Origin of the sequence: Bernardetia sp., from assembly GCF_020630935.1 — a bacterium.
Taxonomy (GTDB): Bacteria; Bacteroidota; Bacteroidia; order Cytophagales; family Bernardetiaceae; genus Bernardetia.
Genome location: NZ_JAHDIG010000019.1, coordinates 12,682 through 33,917, shown reverse-complemented (window position 1 = coordinate 33,917; position 21,236 = coordinate 12,682). Strand labels below are relative to the sequence as shown.

The 21,236-nt window shown below is 32.8% G+C and carries 19 protein-coding genes; 7 read left to right on the top strand and 12 right to left on the bottom strand.

The annotated features are described in order from the left end of the window. Positions 1-85: 85 nt before the first annotated feature. Entirely contained in the window at positions 86-1,960 is a 1,875-nt protein-coding gene (locus tag QZ659_RS07250; RefSeq protein ID WP_291724164.1) for a T9SS type A sorting domain-containing protein, read from the bottom strand. A gap of 357 nt (positions 1,961-2,317) precedes the next feature. Here QZ659_RS07250 and QZ659_RS07245 point away from each other — a divergent pair, with 357 nt between their 5' ends. The 3 genes from QZ659_RS07245 to QZ659_RS07235 all read left to right on the top strand — a co-directional run bounded on the left by QZ659_RS07245 (position 2,318) and on the right by QZ659_RS07235 (position 4,221). Next, on the top strand, positions 2,318-2,563 hold the full coding sequence (locus tag QZ659_RS07245) for a hypothetical protein (protein ID WP_291724161.1): 246 nt from the start codon (positions 2,318-2,320) through the stop codon (positions 2,561-2,563). A 457-nt stretch (positions 2,564-3,020) separates the two neighbouring features. Next, positions 3,021-3,179 (top strand): hypothetical protein, encoded by a 159-nt coding sequence (locus tag QZ659_RS07240; RefSeq protein ID WP_291724159.1) that lies wholly within the window; start codon positions 3,021-3,023, stop codon positions 3,177-3,179. A gap of 94 nt (positions 3,180-3,273) precedes the next feature. After that, a complete protein-coding gene (locus tag QZ659_RS07235) occupies positions 3,274-4,221 on the top strand; it encodes a lytic transglycosylase domain-containing protein (protein WP_291724156.1) in 948 nt (315 codons plus the stop codon). Positions 4,222-4,227: 6 nt separating this feature from the next. Here QZ659_RS07235 and QZ659_RS07230 read toward each other — a convergent pair whose 3' ends face one another. After that, positions 4,228-5,631, bottom strand: a complete 1,404-nt coding sequence (locus QZ659_RS07230) for a tetratricopeptide repeat protein (RefSeq protein WP_291724154.1) — start codon at positions 5,629-5,631, stop codon at positions 4,228-4,230. 286 nt (positions 5,632-5,917) lie between these two features. Here QZ659_RS07230 and QZ659_RS07225 point away from each other — a divergent pair, with 286 nt between their 5' ends. Further along, positions 5,918-6,754, top strand: coding sequence for a hypothetical protein (locus tag QZ659_RS07225; RefSeq protein ID WP_291724151.1), 837 nt, complete (start codon positions 5,918-5,920; stop codon positions 6,752-6,754). 94 nt (positions 6,755-6,848) lie between these two features. Here QZ659_RS07225 and QZ659_RS07220 read toward each other — a convergent pair whose 3' ends face one another. The 6 genes from QZ659_RS07220 to QZ659_RS07195 all read right to left on the bottom strand — a co-directional run bounded on the left by QZ659_RS07220 (position 6,849) and on the right by QZ659_RS07195 (position 11,367). Next, entirely contained in the window at positions 6,849-7,289 is a 441-nt protein-coding gene (locus QZ659_RS07220; RefSeq protein ID WP_291724149.1) for a hypothetical protein, read from the bottom strand. A gap of 223 nt (positions 7,290-7,512) precedes the next feature. Continuing rightward, on the bottom strand, positions 7,513-8,154 hold the full coding sequence (locus tag QZ659_RS07215; RefSeq protein WP_291724147.1) for an ATP-binding cassette domain-containing protein: 642 nt from the start codon (positions 8,152-8,154) through the stop codon (positions 7,513-7,515). 14 nt (positions 8,155-8,168) lie between these two features. After that, on the bottom strand, positions 8,169-8,468 hold the full coding sequence (locus QZ659_RS07210) for a rhodanese-like domain-containing protein (RefSeq protein ID WP_291724144.1): 300 nt from the start codon (positions 8,466-8,468) through the stop codon (positions 8,169-8,171). 74 nt (positions 8,469-8,542) lie between these two features. Next, the gene (locus QZ659_RS07205) at positions 8,543-8,977 is read right to left on the bottom strand and encodes a hypothetical protein (RefSeq protein WP_291724142.1); all 435 of its coding nucleotides are present in this window, start codon (positions 8,975-8,977) and stop codon (positions 8,543-8,545) included. Between the two features lie 81 nt (positions 8,978-9,058). After that, on the bottom strand, positions 9,059-9,850 hold the full coding sequence (locus QZ659_RS07200; RefSeq protein ID WP_291724139.1) for a (Fe-S)-binding protein: 792 nt from the start codon (positions 9,848-9,850) through the stop codon (positions 9,059-9,061). Positions 9,851-10,002: 152 nt separating this feature from the next. Next, complete coding sequence (locus QZ659_RS07195) at positions 10,003-11,367, bottom strand: 4Fe-4S dicluster domain-containing protein (protein ID WP_291724136.1); 1,365 nt, start codon at positions 11,365-11,367, stop codon at positions 10,003-10,005. Between the two features lie 349 nt (positions 11,368-11,716). Between QZ659_RS07195 and QZ659_RS07190 the strand changes: the two genes are divergently transcribed. Beyond that, positions 11,717-12,550, top strand: coding sequence for a helix-turn-helix domain-containing protein (locus tag QZ659_RS07190; RefSeq protein WP_291724133.1), 834 nt, complete (start codon positions 11,717-11,719; stop codon positions 12,548-12,550). 95 nt (positions 12,551-12,645) lie between these two features. Further along, positions 12,646-13,191: a YbhB/YbcL family Raf kinase inhibitor-like protein gene (locus tag QZ659_RS07185; RefSeq protein WP_291724130.1), complete on the top strand. Its 546-nt coding sequence runs from the start codon at positions 12,646-12,648 to the stop codon at positions 13,189-13,191. Positions 13,192-13,413: 222 nt separating this feature from the next. Here QZ659_RS07185 and QZ659_RS07180 read toward each other — a convergent pair whose 3' ends face one another. Both QZ659_RS07180 and QZ659_RS07175 read right to left on the bottom strand, forming a co-directional pair. Next, the gene (locus QZ659_RS07180; RefSeq protein ID WP_291724127.1) at positions 13,414-14,496 is read right to left on the bottom strand and encodes an aminotransferase class V-fold PLP-dependent enzyme; all 1,083 of its coding nucleotides are present in this window, start codon (positions 14,494-14,496) and stop codon (positions 13,414-13,416) included. An 11-nt stretch (positions 14,497-14,507) separates the two neighbouring features. Beyond that, positions 14,508-15,320 carry a lysophospholipid acyltransferase family protein gene (locus tag QZ659_RS07175; RefSeq protein ID WP_291724124.1) on the bottom strand — a complete coding sequence of 271 codons (813 nt, stop codon included), beginning with the start codon at positions 15,318-15,320 and terminating at the stop codon, positions 14,508-14,510. 238 nt (positions 15,321-15,558) lie between these two features. On the opposite strand from QZ659_RS07175, the gene QZ659_RS07170 reads away from it, so the two are divergent. Then, positions 15,559-19,257 carry a sensor histidine kinase gene (locus tag QZ659_RS07170; RefSeq protein ID WP_291724121.1) on the top strand — a complete coding sequence of 1,233 codons (3,699 nt, stop codon included), beginning with the start codon at positions 15,559-15,561 and terminating at the stop codon, positions 19,255-19,257. A 2-nt stretch (positions 19,258-19,259) separates the two neighbouring features. On the opposite strand, the gene QZ659_RS07165 is transcribed toward QZ659_RS07170, so the two are convergent. Both QZ659_RS07165 and QZ659_RS07160 read right to left on the bottom strand, forming a co-directional pair. Beyond that, positions 19,260-19,838 (bottom strand): hypothetical protein, encoded by a 579-nt coding sequence (locus QZ659_RS07165; RefSeq protein ID WP_291724119.1) that lies wholly within the window; start codon positions 19,836-19,838, stop codon positions 19,260-19,262. Continuing rightward, complete coding sequence (locus QZ659_RS07160) at positions 19,835-21,199, bottom strand: AAA family ATPase (RefSeq protein WP_291724116.1); 1,365 nt, start codon at positions 21,197-21,199, stop codon at positions 19,835-19,837. Before QZ659_RS07160 ends, QZ659_RS07165 begins: the two co-directional genes overlap by 4 nt. Between the last annotated feature and the right edge of the window lie 37 nt (positions 21,200-21,236).

Below are 21,236 nucleotides of genomic sequence, written 5' to 3'. Positions count from 1 at the left end.
AAGTTATATCCTAGCTTTTTATCTTCATATTCATCAGCATATATTTTGCCGTAAAACATTAGATAAAACACAATATTATCCTATTCTAATGAAATAATATCTTATGTTGCCTTACAAACTCTTGATGAGATATTCTCAATATATACAAACCTTTTAAGCCTCCTAAACCATTCCAAACAATATTACTTGTCGAAAACTGAGCAATGTCTTTGGTAATGATAACGTTTCCAGACAAATCAATCAACTCAAGTTTAACTTGTTGAAGCTTTGGATTAAGCCTAATCGTTAGTTTGTCTTGTGTTGGGTTTGGATAAATATATATTTCTTCTTGACTGTGTTTATATTCTATATGTTTTACACTTGAAATATTGTAGTTGCCATCAGCATCTACTTGTCTTAGTCGATAATACGCTTCTCCATCTAAGGGATTATTGTCTATCCATTGGTAGTTTTGTACTTTGTTGGTTGTCCCTTGTCCTGTTACGCTACCAATAATCTGAAAATCATATCCATTGTAAGAACGTTCTATGAAAAAGTGAGAATTATTGTATTCAGTAGCTGTTTGCCAACGAAGTATAACGTTATTTTCTTTTATTTCTGCATCAAAAAAAGTAAGTAAAACAGGAAGTACAGAATTACAATCTGCTGGACAACCTTCAGTAGCCGAACCAGCATAAGAACCATCACCACCACCAGCTGGTTGCCCACTGCCTCCTGAAATAGCACTTCCTCCTTGATAACAGAACAATAAGCCACTATCATCAGAGATAGGTTCATTGATTTGTGCTGAGTTATTGATAGTAAAAGCACCACAAGAATTAGTACAGAAACTATTCTCTGCATTATTAGCAGATAAAACACCAACATCCAGTGAGCCATTTTCCACACTAATTGAGTTGTTACCAGAATTAACGGCTAATGTGGTAATATCCACTTGCCCAACTATATTTAATTCATGACCTGGGTTGGAATTTGTACTAGTCATAGATAATGAGTTGATGGAGAGTATGCCTGAAGAAGAAACATTTATAATATTGTTTCCATTTTGCATATTATAGTTTCCTGACAAGTCTAAAGTGCCATAAACATTAATTTCGACATTGCCATTCATATTAAAGCTATTTGTAATGTCAAAATCACTTCCTGTAAGGACATTTAATGTTCCTGAACCAAAATTTGAGATGCTACCTTGCACAACACCACTACATATTTGAAGGTCTCCTCCATTCATATTTATATTGTTAAGAGATACTGGACTGCCTACAGTTCCTCCTTGTACACATACTACCTGTCCTGCATTTATATTAAGTCCACCAGTAGAGGAGTTGATAGTTGATGTACAAGTGGTACAATCTGGCTCTCCTGGAATACGAGTGCCATTACATAAAATAGGATTGTTTAATGTCTCACAATCTGTTGGAGTTCCTTCTCCACTATTACTTGGATTTCCAGCACAAGCAACACACCAAGTAAGTCCACCCGAATTGTCAATGGTGTTAGATCTATCAGCAGGAGCGAAACATCCATCTACATCCAACTCTCCATTACCTGAAACACCAATATTTCCATTATTATCAATCGTTAGGTCTCCACTAACATCAATAAGCGCATCATTTATTGTCAAATTTCTTTTATTACCAATATGTACTCCTCCTGTTACTATCAACGAGTTACCATTACCCTGTATAGTTACATTGGTAGAGCCAGCACCAGTTCGGTCACATAATTCTAAACCTGCAATGGTAATATTATCTGTTAAGGTTATTGTAATATTAGCACCTGGGTCGCTAACACAAACAACAGCAGTGGGTGGTGGACTTGATACGCTTGACCAAGTTACACTAGAATTAATGGTTATATCACATGCTCCACACTGACCCAAAACATCAAAATGAAAGATTAGTGAAAGTAGTATAGAACATACTAAAGTAGTAAGATATAAGTAGTATTTTTCTTTCATAAGTTCAAGGTCTTTTTTACCTAATAAAACGATAATGAGTACATTTTAATTGTGATTCAAACAATAAATGCCCTATTTCAAATATCAAAAATCATTTTGAACTACTACTTTTTTTAATAAAAAATCAAGTAAACATTGTCTTTTTTATCAAAAATTTAAAAGAATCAGACAAACACAATAATTTATTTCAAAACCTATCAAAAGTCATCTTTTAAATTGAGTAAACTTCTACTTTAGGGCTTTTACTCTCTGTAAATTTGTAGTATAGAAAATCAAAAAAAGGCATTATTCACTTCCTAAAGGATTTTCAAATTTTTATTTCAGAAAAATACGTTTTACTATAAATTTTCTTTTAATATGAAAAATACAGTTGTATCTCTCCTTGCAAAATCTTCCAAAATTATTAGTGTTTTTATGTTTATGCTAACCATACTATTTTCTAATACAACGTATGCACAATCAACAGCAGGCGAAGCTACCATTACACTACAAGAGATTCAAATGCTTATTCTTTGTGGGCTAACTATTTTTGTAGGTGTCCTACTCATAATGGCAGCCCTTACCATTTATAGTAATAGCCGTACTATCTTTAGCAAAAAATAATTATATAAAACTTACAACTTAATTACCTACTTACCAACACCTTTCAAAAAGAAAGGTGTTTTTTTTAGAGTACTATATATATATTGAGATAAAAAGTTGTTGGTGTCGCTACACTAAAACACCAACGAAAGATATTTTTCCTCTGTTCTATGGCTCACAGAACAGCAAATGTCTATTGATGTCCAGTACTTTAGTTTTTTTAAAAATCTACTCTCTAAACAATACTGAATTATCACAAGAAATAAAACTAATTTTGTTACAAATTGCTTATCTAAATAATGAAGTTGTTTAATGAATAGAGAATAACTGTTATTGAGGCTCAAAACTATAGTCATCAACAAGGAAAAATTATCCTAAATGAGGGTTTACAAACTCGTTTTGCAGTTGAGAAAACACATTATTACATAACTTTGCTTTAATTATCTACAGTAAAAGATTACACTAAAAATATATAGTAATGGAAAAACAAAAATATAGTGATGAAGAGTTTGAACAAGAACTTCTTAGAAGAGACAAACAAAACACATTTTATGTCAAGTTAATACTTATAGGAATTAGTAGTGGTTTTGTGTTAGGAATTATTCTCTTTATCTTAGTTATGATAACATCTACTTAAATCAGTTGCATAGTGATATGTTAGACTTTCTAAGTTTTAGCAAACACCTACCCTTCAAATGAAATATACCTTAGTATCTAAGTAGGAACATTTTTTGATTTTAGTTTATGCTAATGTTTTACCTCTCACTACTTTATTTTACTTTATCTTGAAAACACGCCCTATTTTTTTTGGTCTTTTGATTTTGTTTAGCGTTGCGACTTCTTTCTCTTGTCAAGCACAAAATATTAACGATATTCAAACCGTTGTGCCTGTCAAAATTCCAGATACAGTATATTTTGCTGGAGAAAGAATTCCCTTAGAAGACGACGATGTAAAAGAACGCCTAGACAGAGAACTTTCCTCTATTGTGTACGGACACGCTTACACTATGCTGCTTCTCAAACGCTCTGGCAGATGGCGCAAACCCATAGAAGACAGCTTAGAAAAACATGGTATTCATAAAGATTTTTTCTATTTAGCCATTGCAGAGAGTAGTCTTGACCCAATGATAAAATCTCCTAGAGATGCCTTAGGAACGTGGCAATTCTTAGAAAACACAGGAAAGCAGTTCGGACTTATCATCAACGATAATATTGACGAGAGACAAGACCCTCTAAAATCTTGTGTGGCAGCGACTAAATATTTTAAGCAAGCCTACCAAAAATTTGAAAGTTGGGCAGCTGTCGCAGCGTCTTATAATAGAGGAATGGCAGGACTAGAAAAAGCAATGGATAACCAAGGCACTAGAAACTATTATGATTTGTTTCTCAACTCAGAAACGTCTCGCTATGTGCTTCGCATTGCAGCCCTAAAAATGGTATTGGAAAACCCAAAAAAATATGGCTACTGTATAGAAAAATACGAATATTACGATACATTTGAGTTTGAAGAAGTATTGATTACAGAAGATATTGAAAGTGTTCCTGCGTGGGCAAAGAAACAAGGAATGACCTACAAGGAATTTCGCCTTTACAATCCTGCTGTTTCTATCAATGACAACCAATACAATTTTGTTGTTCCGAAAGGAGGTTATATTTTTCGCATTAAGAAGAAGAAATAAGGTTTTCTAATTGCTGATATTCCAACGGCTTTCGCCTTCAGTGGTCTGTGCCACAATTTGATTGTTTTCCAAATCAAAATACGCATTACCAACAAAAGGCTTATGTTCGTTTGTACCTAAAGATTTTATTAGCGTTTTGCTTCTAGCATCATAGAGATGAAGAATTTTGTCTGGTGTTTGAGTCATAAAATATCGTCCATCCTCACTCAAAATCATAATTTCATTTTTCTTGTAGTGAAAGGTTGAGAACTGGCTTACTTGTCTTGCTCCACGCTTATCTAGTGTATAATAATAAATTTTACTTCCCTTATTAATAACAGCAATAGATTTATAATTGAAGGTAAAGTCTTTTTGTATTTCGTCTTTTTCTTCTTCTGTCAGATTTTCAAATTCCTTTAAAAATAATTCTGGATAGATAAATGTAGCCTGTGGCATTTTAGCCCCTTTAAATGTATTGAGAAGTTTGCCTGTTTCAGTCTTTTTGTCTTCGTCTTCATCAATTTTATCATCCACTTCTAAACTTCGAAGTTCGACCAAACCACTTTCATAGCTCAACAAGACCTCTGTTTTTTGAAGATTGGTAACCCAAAAATGCAGCTGTTCATTTGGATTGATAAATACTGCCCACTCTTTTGGATATTCTTTCAGTAAAGAATAGCTATTATTTTCATTCAGATTTTCGTTAGGTACAAAAGAAACAGGGCGTTCGGCTTCTGCTTGTGTGATGAGCAGTAGCTGCTGTGTCGGATATTCTGCATTAGGTTTGTATTTGACTGCTTTTCTGTACCAATATTTTGCATCCGTATATTTTTGAGATTTAAAAAAATGGTCAGCTTCTTCTAAAGCTAGAAGATATTCATTTTCAAGTTGCTCCAAAAAATGTAAGGCTTCTGTATTGCTTGGATTGATGTTCAATACTTTGATATAGTAATTTTCGGCTTCCGTATAGTTTTGAGCTTGATATTGTTTTTTTCCATTATTGAGATAATGTTTTTCTGTAATAGAAATACCTTGAACTGTCATATTTTTGGCTGGAGAAGTCAGCATATCTACTGCCATTGTAAGCATTCCTAGCGTTCCAATTACTATAAAAAATGCTATTACCATTCCCCCAGAATATTTTTTATAGAATGCTATTTTTTTCCTTTTCTCTATTTTCTTTCTATCTAAAGAAAGCGAACGCAACATAGGCACTTTTTTGAGTGTCTGCGACTGATAACAATGCGAACGCCCAATATATTCCCAAGAATCTACTGTAAAAGCAGACTTACAAACGCTACAAAAAACTACCTCGTCGCCTTCTCTTATTATCTCATGAGTGATAGAATCTTGTCTTTTTTGTTCAAGAAAGTGAGCATGTTTAGTGGCATCTATAAAATGGGAATAAATTTTTGATGTAGATTTTTTCATAACTCTTTATGACATATTATCCTTGTACTAAACTTCAGTCTAATTTTTTCTGATTTATATAAAAATACGAATTTTTACTTGAAATAGTTAAAGAATTGTATTAGAAATTGTTACAGAATAAAATAGCATTACTAAAAGAAAAAACAACCATTTTTTAAGATAACACTTTTTGCTTTTGAGCGTTCAAACAAAGTTAAGGCAACACTTCATGTTTTTATGTGGTGTTATTTTTTGGGGAAAGCATTCAAATTATTTTTAACTCATATTATTTTTCAATAGTTCTATTATGCAATCTAAAAAATCAATACAGAAAAAATGTGTTACTTTTTTGGCTAGTTTGGGATGTCTTGCTTTGGCAACCTCTAGCACTTTAGCGCAAGATTATCAAACCACTAACAATACTATTTCCAATTTTAGAAAAACTAGCTCATTAGAAAGTCAATTTTCAAAAACGATTCAATCAAACTATCTGTCTTCTTTTTCTATCAATGAGATAAAAGATGATGAAACCCAACCTTGGGAAAAAAGAATTGGAATTACAGGTGCATTTGGTGAAAGCTCAACTAGCCTTACAGCAGGATTTTCTCACCTTTATGGATTTGGTTCATCTCGCCGTTTCAAACTAGGATATGGTATTCGCTTATCATCTTTTTTTGGTTCGGATAGAAAATTTTCAGCTGCTCCTCCAGATTTGGCTTCAGAGGATAATCCACAGGTCTTTATAACAGAATCTAGTCAACTCAATGCTATCAATCTAGGACTTTATACAGACTACTCTGTTACAGAAAATCTACTACTAGGTTTCAATATCGATATTGTAGGCTTTAGTTTTGGAGGAGAAAAAGACGGAGTAGTTATAGTAGAACCAGCCATTACTGGCGTAGGAGTTCCCGACACAGCAAAACCAACCAGTTTTAATCTTCTTTTGGTAGGTAATAATGATATTGGAACACTCAATTCAGAATTTTGGATAGGTTATCGAATTGCCTCTAATGTGATGATAAGAGGAGCATTTTCATATTTATTTACAGAATATACTACCGAAGGACAGTATCAAGACGACAACGACCATTTTAGGTACAAAGCAACACAAGGAGCTTTAGGAGTGAGCTATACCTTCTAAAAACTTAGCACAACACAAAAAAAGACTTTTCTTGTTATGAGAAAAGTCTTTTTTATATAATTTATTTTTCTAATATTTTTTTAGAAATATAATATTATTCAACTGGAACTAACACAAAACGTACTGCTGGCTCATTTTTATCAACAGCAGGGTCAACGGTATAAGAAATAGTTAGTTGAGTTGCAGATGCTGAAAAACTTACTGTGTTTCCTGCAAATACAGCCTGTGTTGGGCTTTCATTATTAGGCAATAAAGACCAAGAACCAGAATTTGCACCAGCAAAGTTATAAGCTACACCACCAGTAGTAATTGTAAAAGTAGTTGGCTCATCACCACTTTGGTTCAAAGAAAGTCTAAACTGATCTGTATCAGCAACTTCATTACCACCTACTGTAAGTGATTGGATTTTCCAGTCTTTAGAAATTTGAGCTACTAGGGTTTCTACATCTTCATCATCTTCACAAGAAGAACAGCCTGCAAGAAACATAGAGCAAAATAATGCAATTAGAAGAAAAGGTTTACGAAATGCGTTCATAAATTCAGAATTTAAGAGTTGAGATTGAGTTAAAATTTAGAAATCAAATTGAAGTTAAGATTAAAGCAGTATTAATGTCATTAATTTGAATTTGATATGTATTTCTAGTTGTAATTTTTGTTTAAAATTAATTGTCTTTAAAGATAGTACGAATTTTTGGAATTGTAAAAAAAGCAAGCACAAAAGACAAAAGTTTACCACGTAAATACAATTTTTTGCAAGTTTACGGCTTTAACTTTTGAATATCAATAATTTGCGAGCAAAAATGATATTCAGATTCTTGATTTGATGCAATGATAAGGACTTTTTTATCAATAACTGCATCTATTTCTTTCAAGTACCACTCACTATTTTGTTTATCAAGGTTAGAAGTCGGCTCATCTAAAAATACAACTTTTGCCTCAGAGTATAAAGCTAGAGCTAATTTGAGCTTTTGTTTCATACCTGAAGAAAAAAAACGTATGGTTTTACTATTGATGTTAGAAAAACCCAGCTTTTCAACAATTTCTTCTATTTTTATTTCAAAAGACTTGAAAGACTGATGAAATTTGAGTTGCTCTAACAACGTAAATTCTTCAATGAGTTCAGTATATGGAGCAGCCCAAGAGATATAATCTTGCCAATTTTCTTTTGAAATAGGCTTTGAATTTTCAGAATAAACTAATTTTCCCTCCGACAATGGCAAATAACTAATGAGCGTTTTGACAAGCGTCGACTTACCACTTCCATTAGACCCTACGATAGCTGTTGGGGATTTGCTGCAAAAATCAGCAGAAAGATGTCGAAAAATCCATTCTCTTTCAAATCTTTTCCCAATATCTTGTGCAGAAATGGAAATAACTGCTTCTTCTTTTGGTGTAGTCAAATCAGAAACTTGTGTTAAGAGAGTTTTTTATAACCATCTGCACCTTGCAAAAGATTACGAACATTTTTAAAACCGTTTTGCATCAAAAAAGCCTTTGCATTAGCACTTCTACCACCAGCTTTGCAGTGTACGATGACTTCTTGTTCTTTCCAGTCTTCTAGTTCGTCTAGCCTAGAAGGAAGCTCACCTAAAGGAATTAGTTTTCCATCAAGGTTATATTCTTCATATTCAAAAGGCTCTCTTACATCAAGAAGATTGATTTTTTTGCCTTCATCTTTGAGAGCTTTTAGTTCTTGTGGTGTGATGTCGTTCATTTTATAGTATTAATTAATAAGAATCTATTTTTCAGACAAATACAAAGTTAGTTATTTTGAGTAAAAAAGGTCTATTATCTATCTGATTTTCTCAATATATATTGTCTATTCTTATTCAATGATAAAACCAGTTCCATAAACTCTTTTCTTTGAGTAAAACTCATCTTGTATTTTGAATCTATAAAGTGAGCTTCTGGTGTTTCTTTTTCAATGAGTTTGAGATGTAAAATACTGTTAGATGTGTTCCACTCATACTTTTCTTTATCTCCAGATGGTAGAGTCAAAATTGTTCTGTTTAAAGAATCAAACTCTATCTCTGGGCAAGCATTGCACAACACATTTGTCCCTTTTATAACTTGCACATAGATTCCCCATTTACCCAGTAACCTTTTATCAATTTGATTTTGGTCTATAACTAATTCTTCTTTATTGTTTTCTATCTGTTTTTGAGTATCTAGTGTATAGGAACTCAACAAAACTATGATTATAACTTGTAGTATTAGTTTCATTATTTGTTTTGGTAAAAAAATACTCTTTATTCTGCACAAGAGAGAATAAAGAGTATTTAGTTTTTTCATAAAAATGACAGATTACAAATCCTGTGCTTCTACAATAAACTCAGAAAGGTCTAATACTTTGATTTCCTTTTCTTTGTTGAAGTGTTTAATTCCATCTCCCATCATTGTCATACAGAACGGACAGCCTACAGCTACGTAATCTGGACGAGCAGCCACAGCTTCTTCTGCACGCTCAATATTTACTTCTTTATTGCCTTTTTCAGCATCTTTAAACATTTGCGCTCCACCTGCACCACAGCAAAGCCCTTTAGATTTGCAGCGTTTCATTTCTACGAGTTCAGCATCTAGTTTTTCCAAAACTTCACGAGGAGCTTCATAAATATCATTGGCACGTCCTAAATAACAAGAATCATGATATGTGATACGTTTTCCTTTGAACTCTCCTCCTCCAAATTTCACTTTACCTTCATTGATAAGTTTTTGAAGGTATTGAGAATGATGAATGACTTCATAATTTCCACCCAACTCTGGATATTCATTTTTCAATGTGTTGAAGCAATGAGGACAAGCTGTAACAATAGTTTTGATTTCATAACCATTCAAAACCTCAATATTCATCGCTGCTTGCATTTGGAAGGTAAACTCATCGCCAGCACGACGAGCAGGGTCGCCCGTACAGCTTTCTTCCGTTCCCAAAACAGCAAAATTGATATTTGCTTTATTCAAAATACGAATCATTGCACGAGTAACAGCTTTGTAACGGTCGTCATAAGAACCTGCACAGCCTACCCAAAATAATATTTCTGGAGATTTCCCCTCAGCAGAAAGCTCTGCCATTGTAGGAATTTTTATAGTTTCACTCATTTTATTTTCAATTAAAAATTACGAACTAAAATTCAGCGTAGCTAATTATCAATTACGAATGACGGAAACATATTTTGTATTAGGATATAGTTTAATACTAACTATTAGTAAAAAATATATAAACTTACTGGTAACTGATAACTGATTACTGATTACTGATTTTTCATTTCCTCTGCCCACTTAAAGCGTTCGGTCGGTGCAAATGCCCAAGGCGCACCATTGTTTCCTACATTTGTAAGCATAGCTTTCCAAGCGTCAGGAACATTCGCCTCCTCCATCGCCACATAACGGCGCATTTCTAAGATAGGCTCTAACGGATTGATATTTACAGGACAAGCATCTACACAGGCATTACACGACGTACAAGCCATTAGCTCTTCTTTCGTTACATAATCGCCATAAAGCATTTTATCATCTGGCTTGTAGTATTCTCCCATTTCATCCATACGTTGTCCAATTTCATCAGCACGCTGACGCACGTTCATTACAATCTTACGAGGTGAGAGTTTTTTACCTGTTGTGTTGGCAGGACAAACATCTGTACAACGTCCACATTGTGTACACGTATAAGCATCTAAAATATTTCGCCAAGTTAGGTCAGTTACGTCTTTCGCTCCAAAAGAAGGAATTTCATCTTCCATTCCTGCATTAGGGTCTGGCTCTTCTAAGCCCATCGTAATTTTCACCTCTTTAGTAATAGAAGGCATATTGTTCATCTCTCCAGCAGGTTTCAAACGAGTAAAATATACATTTGGGAAAGCAAGAAAAATATGAAGGTGTTTTGAGTAGGTTACATAAATTGCAAATCCCATAATGCCTAAAATATGTAGCCACCAAGCTCCACGTTCCAATAAAACGAGTTGATTTTCTGAAAGTCCGTCATATAAAGGAATAAGAACTTGACTAACTAAAAAGCGCATAGGTTGCATTCCTTCATGCACGTAATGTCCATATCCTTTTTCTTGAAGAATAGAATCTGTTGCATTCATTGTGAAAAGGAAAAACATCAAGACAATCTCAAAAACTAAAATAAGATTTGCATCAAGATGTGCCCAACCTTTCATTTCTGGCTTTTCGAAACGCTCTACTTTGACAACATTTCTACGGATGAGGAAAATGGCACACGTTACCAAAACGCCTAATGCCATCAACTCAAAAAAGCCTATCAATAATTTATAAACTGTTGTTCCAAAAAGAGGAGCAAAAATACGATGTTGGTTTGTTAGTCCATCAATGACAATTTCTAAGATTTCAATATTAATCAGAAGAAAGCCTGCATAGACAACAAAATGCATAAGTCCAACCACAGGACGAGCAAACATTTTTTTCTGACCAAAAGCTATCAAGAGCATAAGTTTCATTCGTTCGGCAGGGTTGTGAGCAGCTTTCCACTCTTTCCCAAGCTCAATATTTCTACGAATGTATTTGTAACGGTTATAAATTATAAGCCCTGTTACTGCCAAGGCTGTAACAAATAAGGCTGGAAATAAATAACCAAAAATTTCTACTGGTTTCATAAAAAGGGACTATATAAAATAATTATCGGATTAAAAATGTATGATTTAGTATCTTAAATTTTCTGTTATCATTTTTGTTTTAGCATAGCAATAGCTAAACTTAAAATAAATCTGAAAGTTTTGAAGATAAAGAATTGCAAAGACAATGAGTAGAGAAAATTTCAAAATTTACTCGGTTTGCATAACAAATTTGCAAAGAAACTACTGATTTTGATAATTTGAAGTCCGAATTGACACATTTTTCAGTTAATTTAGAATGATTCTATTTTTATTTTCATCTTGAAATAATTGTGAAATTACGTGTGATATAGGTTATTAAGAATATGAACCTTAGAAAAATTTTGTACTAATGACTACTTACCTACTGCCCAATGATTTATTAGAAAATAAAGACCAACAGATTTGTATTTATGACTATCTAATTAGTAATACTGTTACTAAAAACAAAATTACGCTCAATCAGAATATATTTAGTTTTTTACAAGAAGGAATAAAAGAGGTAACACATTTTGATAAACACATTACTATACAAAATGACAAGTTCTTATTGATTAAATCAGGTAAGTGTTTGATGACTGAAAAGCTATCACAAAAAAAACAGTATAGAAGTTTTTTATTATTTTTCGACGACGACTGGCTGATTAGCTTTATAGAAAAATATAAGGTAATACTTGAAAATAATAATACACCGAGTCCATTTATAGCATTTGATTATGATAGGTACATAAGGAACTTTGTTCTTAGCTTAATACACATTCACGAGGAATCTAAGATGTTACAACAACAAATTTTACATACAAAGTTAGAAGAAATTATGCTGTATCTAGTACATAAAAATGGAGCAGCATTTCTTTACAAATTTTTGAACAGCACGATATACAACAAAGAACATTTTACCTCTGTCATTGAAAATAATATTTATACTAATCTTAGTGTCGAAGAATTGGCATTTCTATGTAATAAGAGTATTTCTGCCTTTAAAAGAGAGTTTAAAAAGGTATATGATGATAGTCCTATAAAGTGGTTTAGAGAGAAGAGATTATCTCATGCAGCATTTCTATTAAAACATAAGAAACTTCGTGCTAGTGATATTTATATGCAAGTGGGTTATGAAAGTTTATCCTCATTCATACAAGCCTATAAAAAACACTTTGGTAAAACACCTAAACAGCATACTATATAAAAGGGACGTTTAGCAACACTTTTAGACCTTTTAGCTCTAACTATCCACTCTACTGATTCCATAAATTTGTATTTTAACTTTAAACCAAAAATAAAATGCAAAAAGTAACCGTATTCTTAATTTTCTTTCTTTATAGCACTATTTCCTTTGCTCAAGAAACATTTACACTTAGTAGTTCAGATATAGGAGGACAAGCCACCAAAACAGAAGAATTTAATGGTTTTGGATGTACAGGTCAAAATCAATCCCCTCATTTATCTTGGAAGAATGCGCCAAAAGAGACCAAAAGCTTTGCCATTACAGTATATGACCCTAATGCTCCTACTGAAAGTGGATGGTGGCATTGGGTAGTTTTTGATATTCCATCTGATATAAATGAGCTAGTAACTGGTGCTGGAGATATAAAACAGAATCTTATGCCTAAGGAAGCTATTCAAAGTATAACAAATTATGGCGTAGCAGGATATGGAGGACCTTGTCCACCTAAAAATCACGGATTACATCAGTATATTGTAACTCTACACGCTCTCAAAACTGACAAACTAGGTTTAGATGCATCAACTAACCCTGCTGTGGTAGGCTATTATTTATGGAATAATACTATTGCAAAAGCTAGTTTGGTGTTTTATTATCAAAGATAAATCAGAAAAAAACCAGCCTCATATTCTTGTAGAGTATAAGGCTGGTTTATCAAATACAATATCTAAGTTCATCTCCTCGTAAAGAAAGATTCTACAAACTTTTGCTTATTATAAGGTTTATAAGTCTTCTATTTTTTCTCATACACCAATGTACTTTATAAGAAATTATAACTCTACCTTTTACAACAGTATAGAGAAGTTTATTCTAAATTCTACATTTATTTATTTCCCATATTCCATTAAAAAGTCAGCTACTTGTTCTATTAGTTCTTTTGAATGAGTTGGAAAATTAGCAATTCGGATTTGTGAGTCTTTGTAGCTTCCGTAGCCTTTGCCTATCAAGATTTTTTTCTTCTCTAAGAATGCAACCACATCAGAGGAAGTTCCTTTTTCTACATTTGCCACTACAACTGTCTTTGAACGTTTGACTTTATCATTAATTACAGGAGACAAAAATTCCGTTTTTTCTAAGGTATGATATAGAAGCTCTGCCTTATAATCTGTCTCTCTTCGAATCATAGCCATTCCTTTTTTGTTCATCGCTTCGGCTACCTTTCCCAAGACATAAATTGCTAAGACATTTGGCGTTTCTGGAGTTTGGTTTTGTTTTGCGTACTTGTCCAATTCCAAAAGTGAGTGATATGTGCCAATAGATTTTCCTTTTGCCTCTAAGTTTTTGGCTTTTTCTATCATTTTGTCATTATATACCCAAACACCCAACCCAGCAGGAACACCAAAACCCTTCTGTACAGAAAAATAAACTGAATCTATCACAGAATAATCAAGATTGGCATACGGCAACGACGAAACTGCATCTACAACAATGAGTTTGTCGTGGTTTTTCTCTCGTATTTTGGCTATATTTTCTACTGGAAACTGAACTCCACTACTTGTTTCATTTTGGATAACAGCAATAAGTTCGGCAGATGAAGGAACATTAATATTTTCTACCTCAAAGCCTTCCCCAAACTTTACTTCATATTTCGAAGGACTAAGATGAAGCTGCTCTGCAAACTGATAAAACTTCTTAGAAAATGAGCCATTAACTAAATGAAAACTTTCTTTTTCTACACAGTTTTGCAGAATACGCTCCCAAATTTCGTTGGCAGACCCTGTAAAAGCCATCGAAAAATTAGCAGGAAGTTGAAGCAATTCTCTAAGCTCTGAAACAGTATGCTCAAAGATAGCTTTAAACTCTTTACTACGATGTGAAATGGCTGTTACTTTATTTTTTAAGGCTTCTTTGATGGCTTCTTCTACAATAAAATAGTTTTCAGAAGGTCCGGGGGTAAGATAGATTTTCATAGAAAAAAATATTATTTTGAATATGCAGTTTGCATCATTTGGTAGGCTTGCATTTTGAGTGCAGGAAGGTCTTGAATTGTCATTCCTTCAGTAGAAATAGGCTCTAAAAATTCTACTTCTATAAAACCAGCTTTCACTCTCCAGCTGTTTTTAGGAAGCATTCTGCGAGTATTTTTAATGACAAGAGGGGCAATAGGTGTTTGTGTTTCGATAGCAACTAGAAATGCCCCATCGTGAAAGCGCAGCATATCAAAGTCAGAATTATTCATTGTTCCTTCTGGAAAAATCATGACATGAATCTGCTTTTTTAGTTTTTCTTTGATAAGGCGTAGGCTTCGTTTTTTGCTTTGCATACTACTTCTATCTACTACAACACCGATATATTTGAAAATAAGTCCGAAAACTGGCATCTTCAAAATTTCAATTTTTCCTAAGGCTCTAAACTGATTTGGAATAGCAAGCGTAATGGCAGGCGAATCTAAAAAAGAGTTATGATTAGCAATAAAAATATAAGGCTGTCCTTTTTGAAGCGTTTTTTTGTTTTTGATACGATAAATAATTCCACTCAAAAGACTAAAACTAAAACCCCAAATCTTCATAATTGTAAAGGCAAACCTTCCACCTCTTTTTTCGCCCATAAGAATTGGAAAGATGATAAAAGGCGCACAAACCACCATAATCCAAAAGAAATTGAAAAATGTCCACATAGAGAAGGCAATTTGAAAAAGGGTTGTGAAAGGACGCATCAAAATCATTAGCCCTCTATCTTTTGCATAAAGCAAGAAAGCATCTCTAAGCTCATATAATTTTTCCTGTATCATCATAGTTGTTTTAGAAAGAGAAATTTTTTGATTGAATCAATAGAACACTTAATGTAGTACCAAAAAAGCCAATAAAAAATTAAATAGTTGCAAATATACGTACAAATATGAGGTTTTGTTCTTTTATAATCTAACAGTCTGTCATTTATTTTTCATCAAAATGTTCTTGTAAAATTTAAGGTTCAAAATTTGAGACTTATTTTAGCGTTTTATTTTTATTTGTTTGGTCTATAGAAAAAGCATGTCAAAACCTGTTTCTTATTCTTTCTTGTTTATTGCATTAGCTACTCTGCTAGCTGGTTTGGGCTTTCGATACTTTTTGGTAAATACGAAGGATTATAATGAATATAGACAAGAAGTAAGCAATAAAGTAGATAAGGAGTTAGAAGTTGCTGAACAAGAACTTACACAACTAGAGGAAGCTGTTATTCAAAACTACAAAAAACTAGATTTTTCCCTCATCACTTCCAACACAGGAAAATATCCAATTTATATTTTTAGGAATAGTGAACTGCTTTTCTGGACAGACAATACCTATATATTGTCTTATGACCAACTCAAAAATAAGTATTCAGAATATACCATCGAAACACCAAAGGGTCTGTTTCTGATAAAACAAAAAATTATCGTTACCAAATATGATAATATGACAGGTGTTGTACTGATTCCACTTGCTTCTGAATACAAAATCTACAATCAGTTTCTTACGTTAGGTGTAAACCCAAAGCTCTTTTCAAAACCAGATATAGGCATACAACTCACTCCAGAGGGTTCATCTTATAGAATTTATGGAACAGGAAGTAATCTACTATTTGCACTTATTTTTCCCTCTGATTATAGCTGGCAATCTTCACAAAACTATACAGTGCTTTTCTTTATGCTCATCTCCTGTATTTTTGTGTTTTTGCAAGCTCGCATTTCGATGCTTTACCATCTCAAAAATGGAAAAGTTTGGTCAGCTTTTTTTATTTTACTGTCCACTTTCCTTGGCATTCGTTTTTTGATGCTATTTTTAGATTTACCCAATAGTGCTGTTCCTACTTTGCTTTTCAATGCTCGTTATTATGCCTCTTCGATAGTTGCTCCTTCGTTGGGAGATTTGTTTTTAAATGTAGTCTGTATTTTTATTATCAGTAGTTTTCTATTTGTACACTTTAGCGAACTCTCACACATGAGAAGCATTGGCAGCCGAAAACGTAAAAAGTTTGGCATCGTGATAGCTATTGCTCTGTCTTTTGCTGTTGCTTTCTATCATTTTATAAATATTCGTAACCTTTATATTCACTCGCCTCAAATTTCCTTAGACTTTACAAGAGAACTAGACTTTTCTCTACTAAAAATAACTGCTCTTCTGATAGGTATCTTGACAGCCACAACTTATTTTTTGCTGATTCATATATTAGTTAGGTTTGTAGAATGGCTACATGTGGACAAGAAGAAGATAATCTCAATGGTTATGATAGGAATGTTGATAGGTTGGATAATCAGTGGTATTTATGCTTTTAGTGTACACGCTAATATTTCAGATGGTTGGATTGCCCTTGCTCATACTATCTATATTTTGATAGTTATTTTTGTAGAATTGCCACGTTCGGAACGTTCTTTTACCTATCAAATCTTTATCTATATATTTTTAGGGGCAATTACTACTTCTATTATGAGTAGTTATATCATCTATTGTTTCGAACAGACAAGAGAAAAAACAGCCAAAGAAAATTTTGCTGAACAGCTTTTATTAGAAAATGATTTGCAAGGAGAGTTTTTACTCAATGACGTTGTCGAATCTTTGCCCTACGACCCTATTATTAAAAATAGACTTATGACATCCTTTACTACAAAGGATATTATTTCAAGAAAAATACGCAAGTTTTATTTAGACTATTATTTTGATAAGTATGATATAAAAGTGCATTTGTTTAATGGAAATGGAATGCCTTATGAAAACACCATGACCTATGATGAGATGTACTCTAGGTATGCGCAAAAAGAGTACAGTACAGAATATGAAAGTATTTTCCTAGTTCATGATTTGCCCACCAATACTAAACGCTATTTTGCTTTTAGTGAAATTAGTAGAAGTGGTGTCAAGATTGGAAAAATTGTGTTAGAATTACAGCTCAAAAAAGTGGTTTCGAATAGTGTTTATCCAAATCTTTTATCAGACAATCCTTATTTAACATATAACCGTTGGGGAGGAAGAAATGCGTGGAGTTATGCTATTCTTAAAAATGGCGAACCCATATACACACAAGGAAATTTTGTTTATGAAAAAGATTTTCTAACAAACTTTGATAGTCAAAAAACCTTTTCCACTTCCTCCTATAAGCATCTTTTAGTAACAGAAAACAATGACGAAAAAGCTGTTGTTATTTCATCTGTAAAATATCCTTTAAAATCTATACTGACCAATTTTTCAATGCAATTTATCTGTATTGTATTGATGATGCTTTTGCTTTTGGCAATTTATCGTTTCTACTTTAGACAACAGCCTTTTGCCTTTAACCTTACTGGAAAAATTCAGCTTTATCTCAACCTTGCGTTTTTCCTTCCTACCATTCTTTTGAGTATTCTGATTGTCAGTATTCTTAATTCAGAAAATAAAAATCAGACCATAGAAACCTATTTTCAAAAGGCTGAAAATGTGGCACAAAACTTTTCAGACAAGCTAAGTGATTATGTTATTGATAAGGATATTTCAAAAGACGAACTACTAGAATCATTAGAAGAAATTGCTCGCCTCACACAAACCGAAATCAATGTTTTTGACAGAAATGGTGTTCTTTTAGCTTCTTCCCAACCCACCATTTACGACAACGGATTGGTTTCTTCACTCATCAATCCAAAGGCAATGGCATTGCTTATCGAACAAAAACAAAACAAAGCCATTTTGAGTGAGTCTATTGGAAAGCTAAATTATAATTCTGCCTATGTAGTGGTCAAATCTCCAGAAACAGGCAGAGTGATGGGGATTATTGATGTTCCTTTTTTTGAATCTCAACGCTATGCAGATGAGCAGATTGTGGAAGTAGTTTCTACCATCCTCAATGTTTTTACAGGAATATTTTTGCTTTTGGTAGTGCTTTCATTTTTTGCTTCTCGTGATTTGACACAGCCATTGAATCTTGTTACATCTCGTTTGAAAAGAATTACGCTTAGTGGAGATAATAAGCCTTTGGATTATAAATCAGATGATGAAATTGGTCTTCTAGCTGGAGAATACAATAAGATGTTGGTAAAACTAGAGGAAAGTAGAGCTGCTCTGGCTGCTAGTGAAAAAGAATCGGCGTGGAGAGAAATGGCAAAACAAGTAGCACACGAGATAAAAAATCCTCTAACCCCGATGAAACTGACATTACAACATTTACAAAGAGTGCTTGCTAATGAAGAGTCTCCTGCCGAGCGTTCTATAAAAAGTTTGCTTACACAAGTAGATACACTAAGCGATATTGCGACTTCTTTTTCAGCATTTGCCAAAATGCCTATTCCTAAGAGTGAACGTTTTGATGTTTCGATGGTCTTGCAAGAAACTTTAATTCTTTACAAAAATGATGGAAGCGTTCGTTTAGATGCTATCCTAGACCAAGGAGAGTTTTATATCAATGGAGATTCAAAGCTAATGGGACGTATCTTGACAAACCTTATTTTGAATGGAATACAGGCAGTTCAAGATAAAGACCCACATATTAATGTTGTTTTGGAAAAAACAAATCAGAAATCCCCTGAAACGATATTGATTTATATTCGTGATAATGGAAAGGGAATTGATGAAGAAACAGCTAAAAAGCTCTTTATTCCTAACTTCACAACCAAATCAACAGGGTCTGGAATTGGTCTTTCAGTTGCCAAACGTGGAATAGAACACGCAGGAGGAAAAATTTGGTTCGAAACAGAACCTTATTTTGGAACAACCTTTTTTATAGAACTGCCTTTGGTAGAATAGAATTATGAGCCAATAAAATCAGTACTTGAAATAAATGGCGAATTCATAATACCTTTATTTTGAGCGTGAAATAAGTCTTTACCGACTTTTTGAATAAACTCATTTCTTTTACTTACAACCTGTGGAATACCAATACCTGCTATTTTGTTATTTCCTCCTATGATTATTCCAAAAATGGAGTTTTTATTGATATTTGCTCGTTGCTTGAAAAGTTCAATAGTTATTTTTATCTGTTCGTAAGGTTTTGACATATGCTCTGCATTTCCTTTCAATTCTATAAAGTAATATTCTTGATTGTAATAATCGATAAAAACAAAATCGCACTTTTGGCTCAAGTTACTATTCACAAAATCAAAAAGTTTTTCAAAGTCTATACAGATGAGACGATTTGTTTGTGCTGTATTTTTTGTAGGTTTTGACTTCAAAATAATGGTTTTTCCATTTTCTGTTTTTTCAAAAAATGTATTTTCCTCAAAAAACTCAAAACAGTTTTGTTTGTCAAATAAAATAGTAGTTAGCCTATTATGTCTTTCTTTCTGATTGGCTGTACTTATCCACTTTTTAGAGGTTATTTTTTTCATTCAGATACAGAGTTAGAAAGATTACTTTGTAAGTCTAAAAGCTGCTCATAAGTAGTTCCAATTTCTTCTGAAACTTTATCTATGATTTCTGCATCAATACTTTGTGTTTCTTGATTAACAACATTCTCAAAAACAAATCTTCCATTTTCTGTTTGTTTTGCACTATAAACTCGTACACGACTAGAATCTAAACGTTCTTCTTTTGGAACTAAAGAATCTAAAGTCAAATCATTTTCTCCTAGCTGTTTTTCTAATTTTTTTGCCTTCATCAACGTATTCAAAACAGCCAATAAATACGGCGTATGCGTAGAAATAAGTAATTGTACATTTGGATTAGAATTTAATAAAATTACAATCATTTCCATTAATGCTTTTTGTGAGGCAGGAAATAAATGCGCTTCAGGTTCTTCGTACACTCGGAAGGCTGTTTTTTTGTTATAAATTATAAGGCTCTTAATATCTTGTAAAAGTCTGATTGCTTCTTGTTGTCCTGATGAAGTGTTTTGTAAAAGTATTTTATTTTTTTCTGTGTTTATTCCTTCTTCTCCATTATTTTGAAAATAATTTCCCTTTAAAATTTGTTCTTGTTTAACCACAAACTCTATCAAATTTTTATCTTGGAAAATAATGTTACTTAGAGTTTTAAAAGTTTTTTTTAAGTCTAAACAATGATTAATATAAGAAGAAATGAGTAAAGCATTTTCATTAATAGTAGGATATAATAAAGGAGAGCCTGAATCTCCTGTTTCGGCTTGTCTTATATAATTTTCAAACTCTTCTCTATATCCTCTTCCAATCTCTATTATATTTTTATCGACTAAAGACAAAAAACTTCGCCCAGCAGGAAAATAAATATTATCTTTTTTATAAGGCAAATATTTATTTAATTCTCTATCAATTTTGTCTTCCCACAATTTGAATATTCTATCATTAAATGAAGTATCTGTTTTTCGCAATGAATTTAATTCTTCGATGGGTTGTATTAATTCTTCAGATAGTTTTGATAAAAAATCATTATCATCTTGTAATGTAAAACCCACTTCTTCACTTGCAAAAAACTTTATAGAGTTACCATTAGCATAAACAAAATTTATGTAGAAATTTTCATTGTTGCCAAATAGAGCTAAGAAAAATACCCAAATAATATGTTCAATTTTCTTTTCTATTTGAGAAACATCATAAGTATTTTCTTGATAAAGTAATTCATTACCAATAAACTTCCCCAAAGTCTTAAAAAAATACACCAACTTAGCGAGTGTACTTTTTCCACTAGCTTGTTGTCCAATAAAAAAAGTAAGGTCATTTACTTCTATTTCGGCATATTCTATGGCTTTGAAGTTCTTTACTATCAGTTTTTCCATTTTTCTTATTTCATTGTTTTGTTATTAACTCATTTGA

What these genes read in the sequence shown, in the direction of transcription:
- QZ659_RS07250 (WP_291724164.1), bottom strand. Translation starts at nt 1,960, where the DNA reads ATGAAAGAAAAATACTACTTATATCTTACTACTTTAGTATGTTCTATA.
- QZ659_RS07245 (WP_291724161.1), top strand. Translation starts at nt 2,318, where the DNA reads ATGAAAAATACAGTTGTATCTCTCCTTGCAAAATCTTCCAAAATTATT.
- QZ659_RS07240 (WP_291724159.1), top strand. Translation starts at nt 3,021, where the DNA reads ATGGAAAAACAAAAATATAGTGATGAAGAGTTTGAACAAGAACTTCTT.
- QZ659_RS07230 (WP_291724154.1), bottom strand. Translation starts at nt 5,631, where the DNA reads ATGAAAAAATCTACATCAAAAATTTATTCCCATTTTATAGATGCCACT.
- QZ659_RS07225 (WP_291724151.1), top strand. Translation starts at nt 5,918, where the DNA reads ATGCAATCTAAAAAATCAATACAGAAAAAATGTGTTACTTTTTTGGCT.
- QZ659_RS07220 (WP_291724149.1), bottom strand. Translation starts at nt 7,289, where the DNA reads ATGAACGCATTTCGTAAACCTTTTCTTCTAATTGCATTATTTTGCTCT.
- QZ659_RS07210 (WP_291724144.1), bottom strand. Translation starts at nt 8,468, where the DNA reads ATGAACGACATCACACCACAAGAACTAAAAGCTCTCAAAGATGAAGGC.
- QZ659_RS07205 (WP_291724142.1), bottom strand. Translation starts at nt 8,977, where the DNA reads ATGAAACTAATACTACAAGTTATAATCATAGTTTTGTTGAGTTCCTAT.
- QZ659_RS07200 (WP_291724139.1), bottom strand. Translation starts at nt 9,850, where the DNA reads ATGAGTGAAACTATAAAAATTCCTACAATGGCAGAGCTTTCTGCTGAG.
- QZ659_RS07195 (WP_291724136.1), bottom strand. Translation starts at nt 11,367, where the DNA reads ATGAAACCAGTAGAAATTTTTGGTTATTTATTTCCAGCCTTATTTGTT.
- QZ659_RS07190 (WP_291724133.1), top strand. Translation starts at nt 11,717, where the DNA reads ATGACTACTTACCTACTGCCCAATGATTTATTAGAAAATAAAGACCAA.
- QZ659_RS07185 (WP_291724130.1), top strand. Translation starts at nt 12,646, where the DNA reads ATGCAAAAAGTAACCGTATTCTTAATTTTCTTTCTTTATAGCACTATT.
- QZ659_RS07180 (WP_291724127.1), bottom strand. Translation starts at nt 14,496, where the DNA reads ATGAAAATCTATCTTACCCCCGGACCTTCTGAAAACTATTTTATTGTA.
- QZ659_RS07175 (WP_291724124.1), bottom strand. Translation starts at nt 15,320, where the DNA reads ATGATGATACAGGAAAAATTATATGAGCTTAGAGATGCTTTCTTGCTT.
- QZ659_RS07170 (WP_291724121.1), top strand. Translation starts at nt 15,559, where the DNA reads ATGTCAAAACCTGTTTCTTATTCTTTCTTGTTTATTGCATTAGCTACT.
- QZ659_RS07165 (WP_291724119.1), bottom strand. Translation starts at nt 19,838, where the DNA reads ATGAAAAAAATAACCTCTAAAAAGTGGATAAGTACAGCCAATCAGAAA.
- QZ659_RS07160 (WP_291724116.1), bottom strand. Translation starts at nt 21,199, where the DNA reads ATGGAAAAACTGATAGTAAAGAACTTCAAAGCCATAGAATATGCCGAA.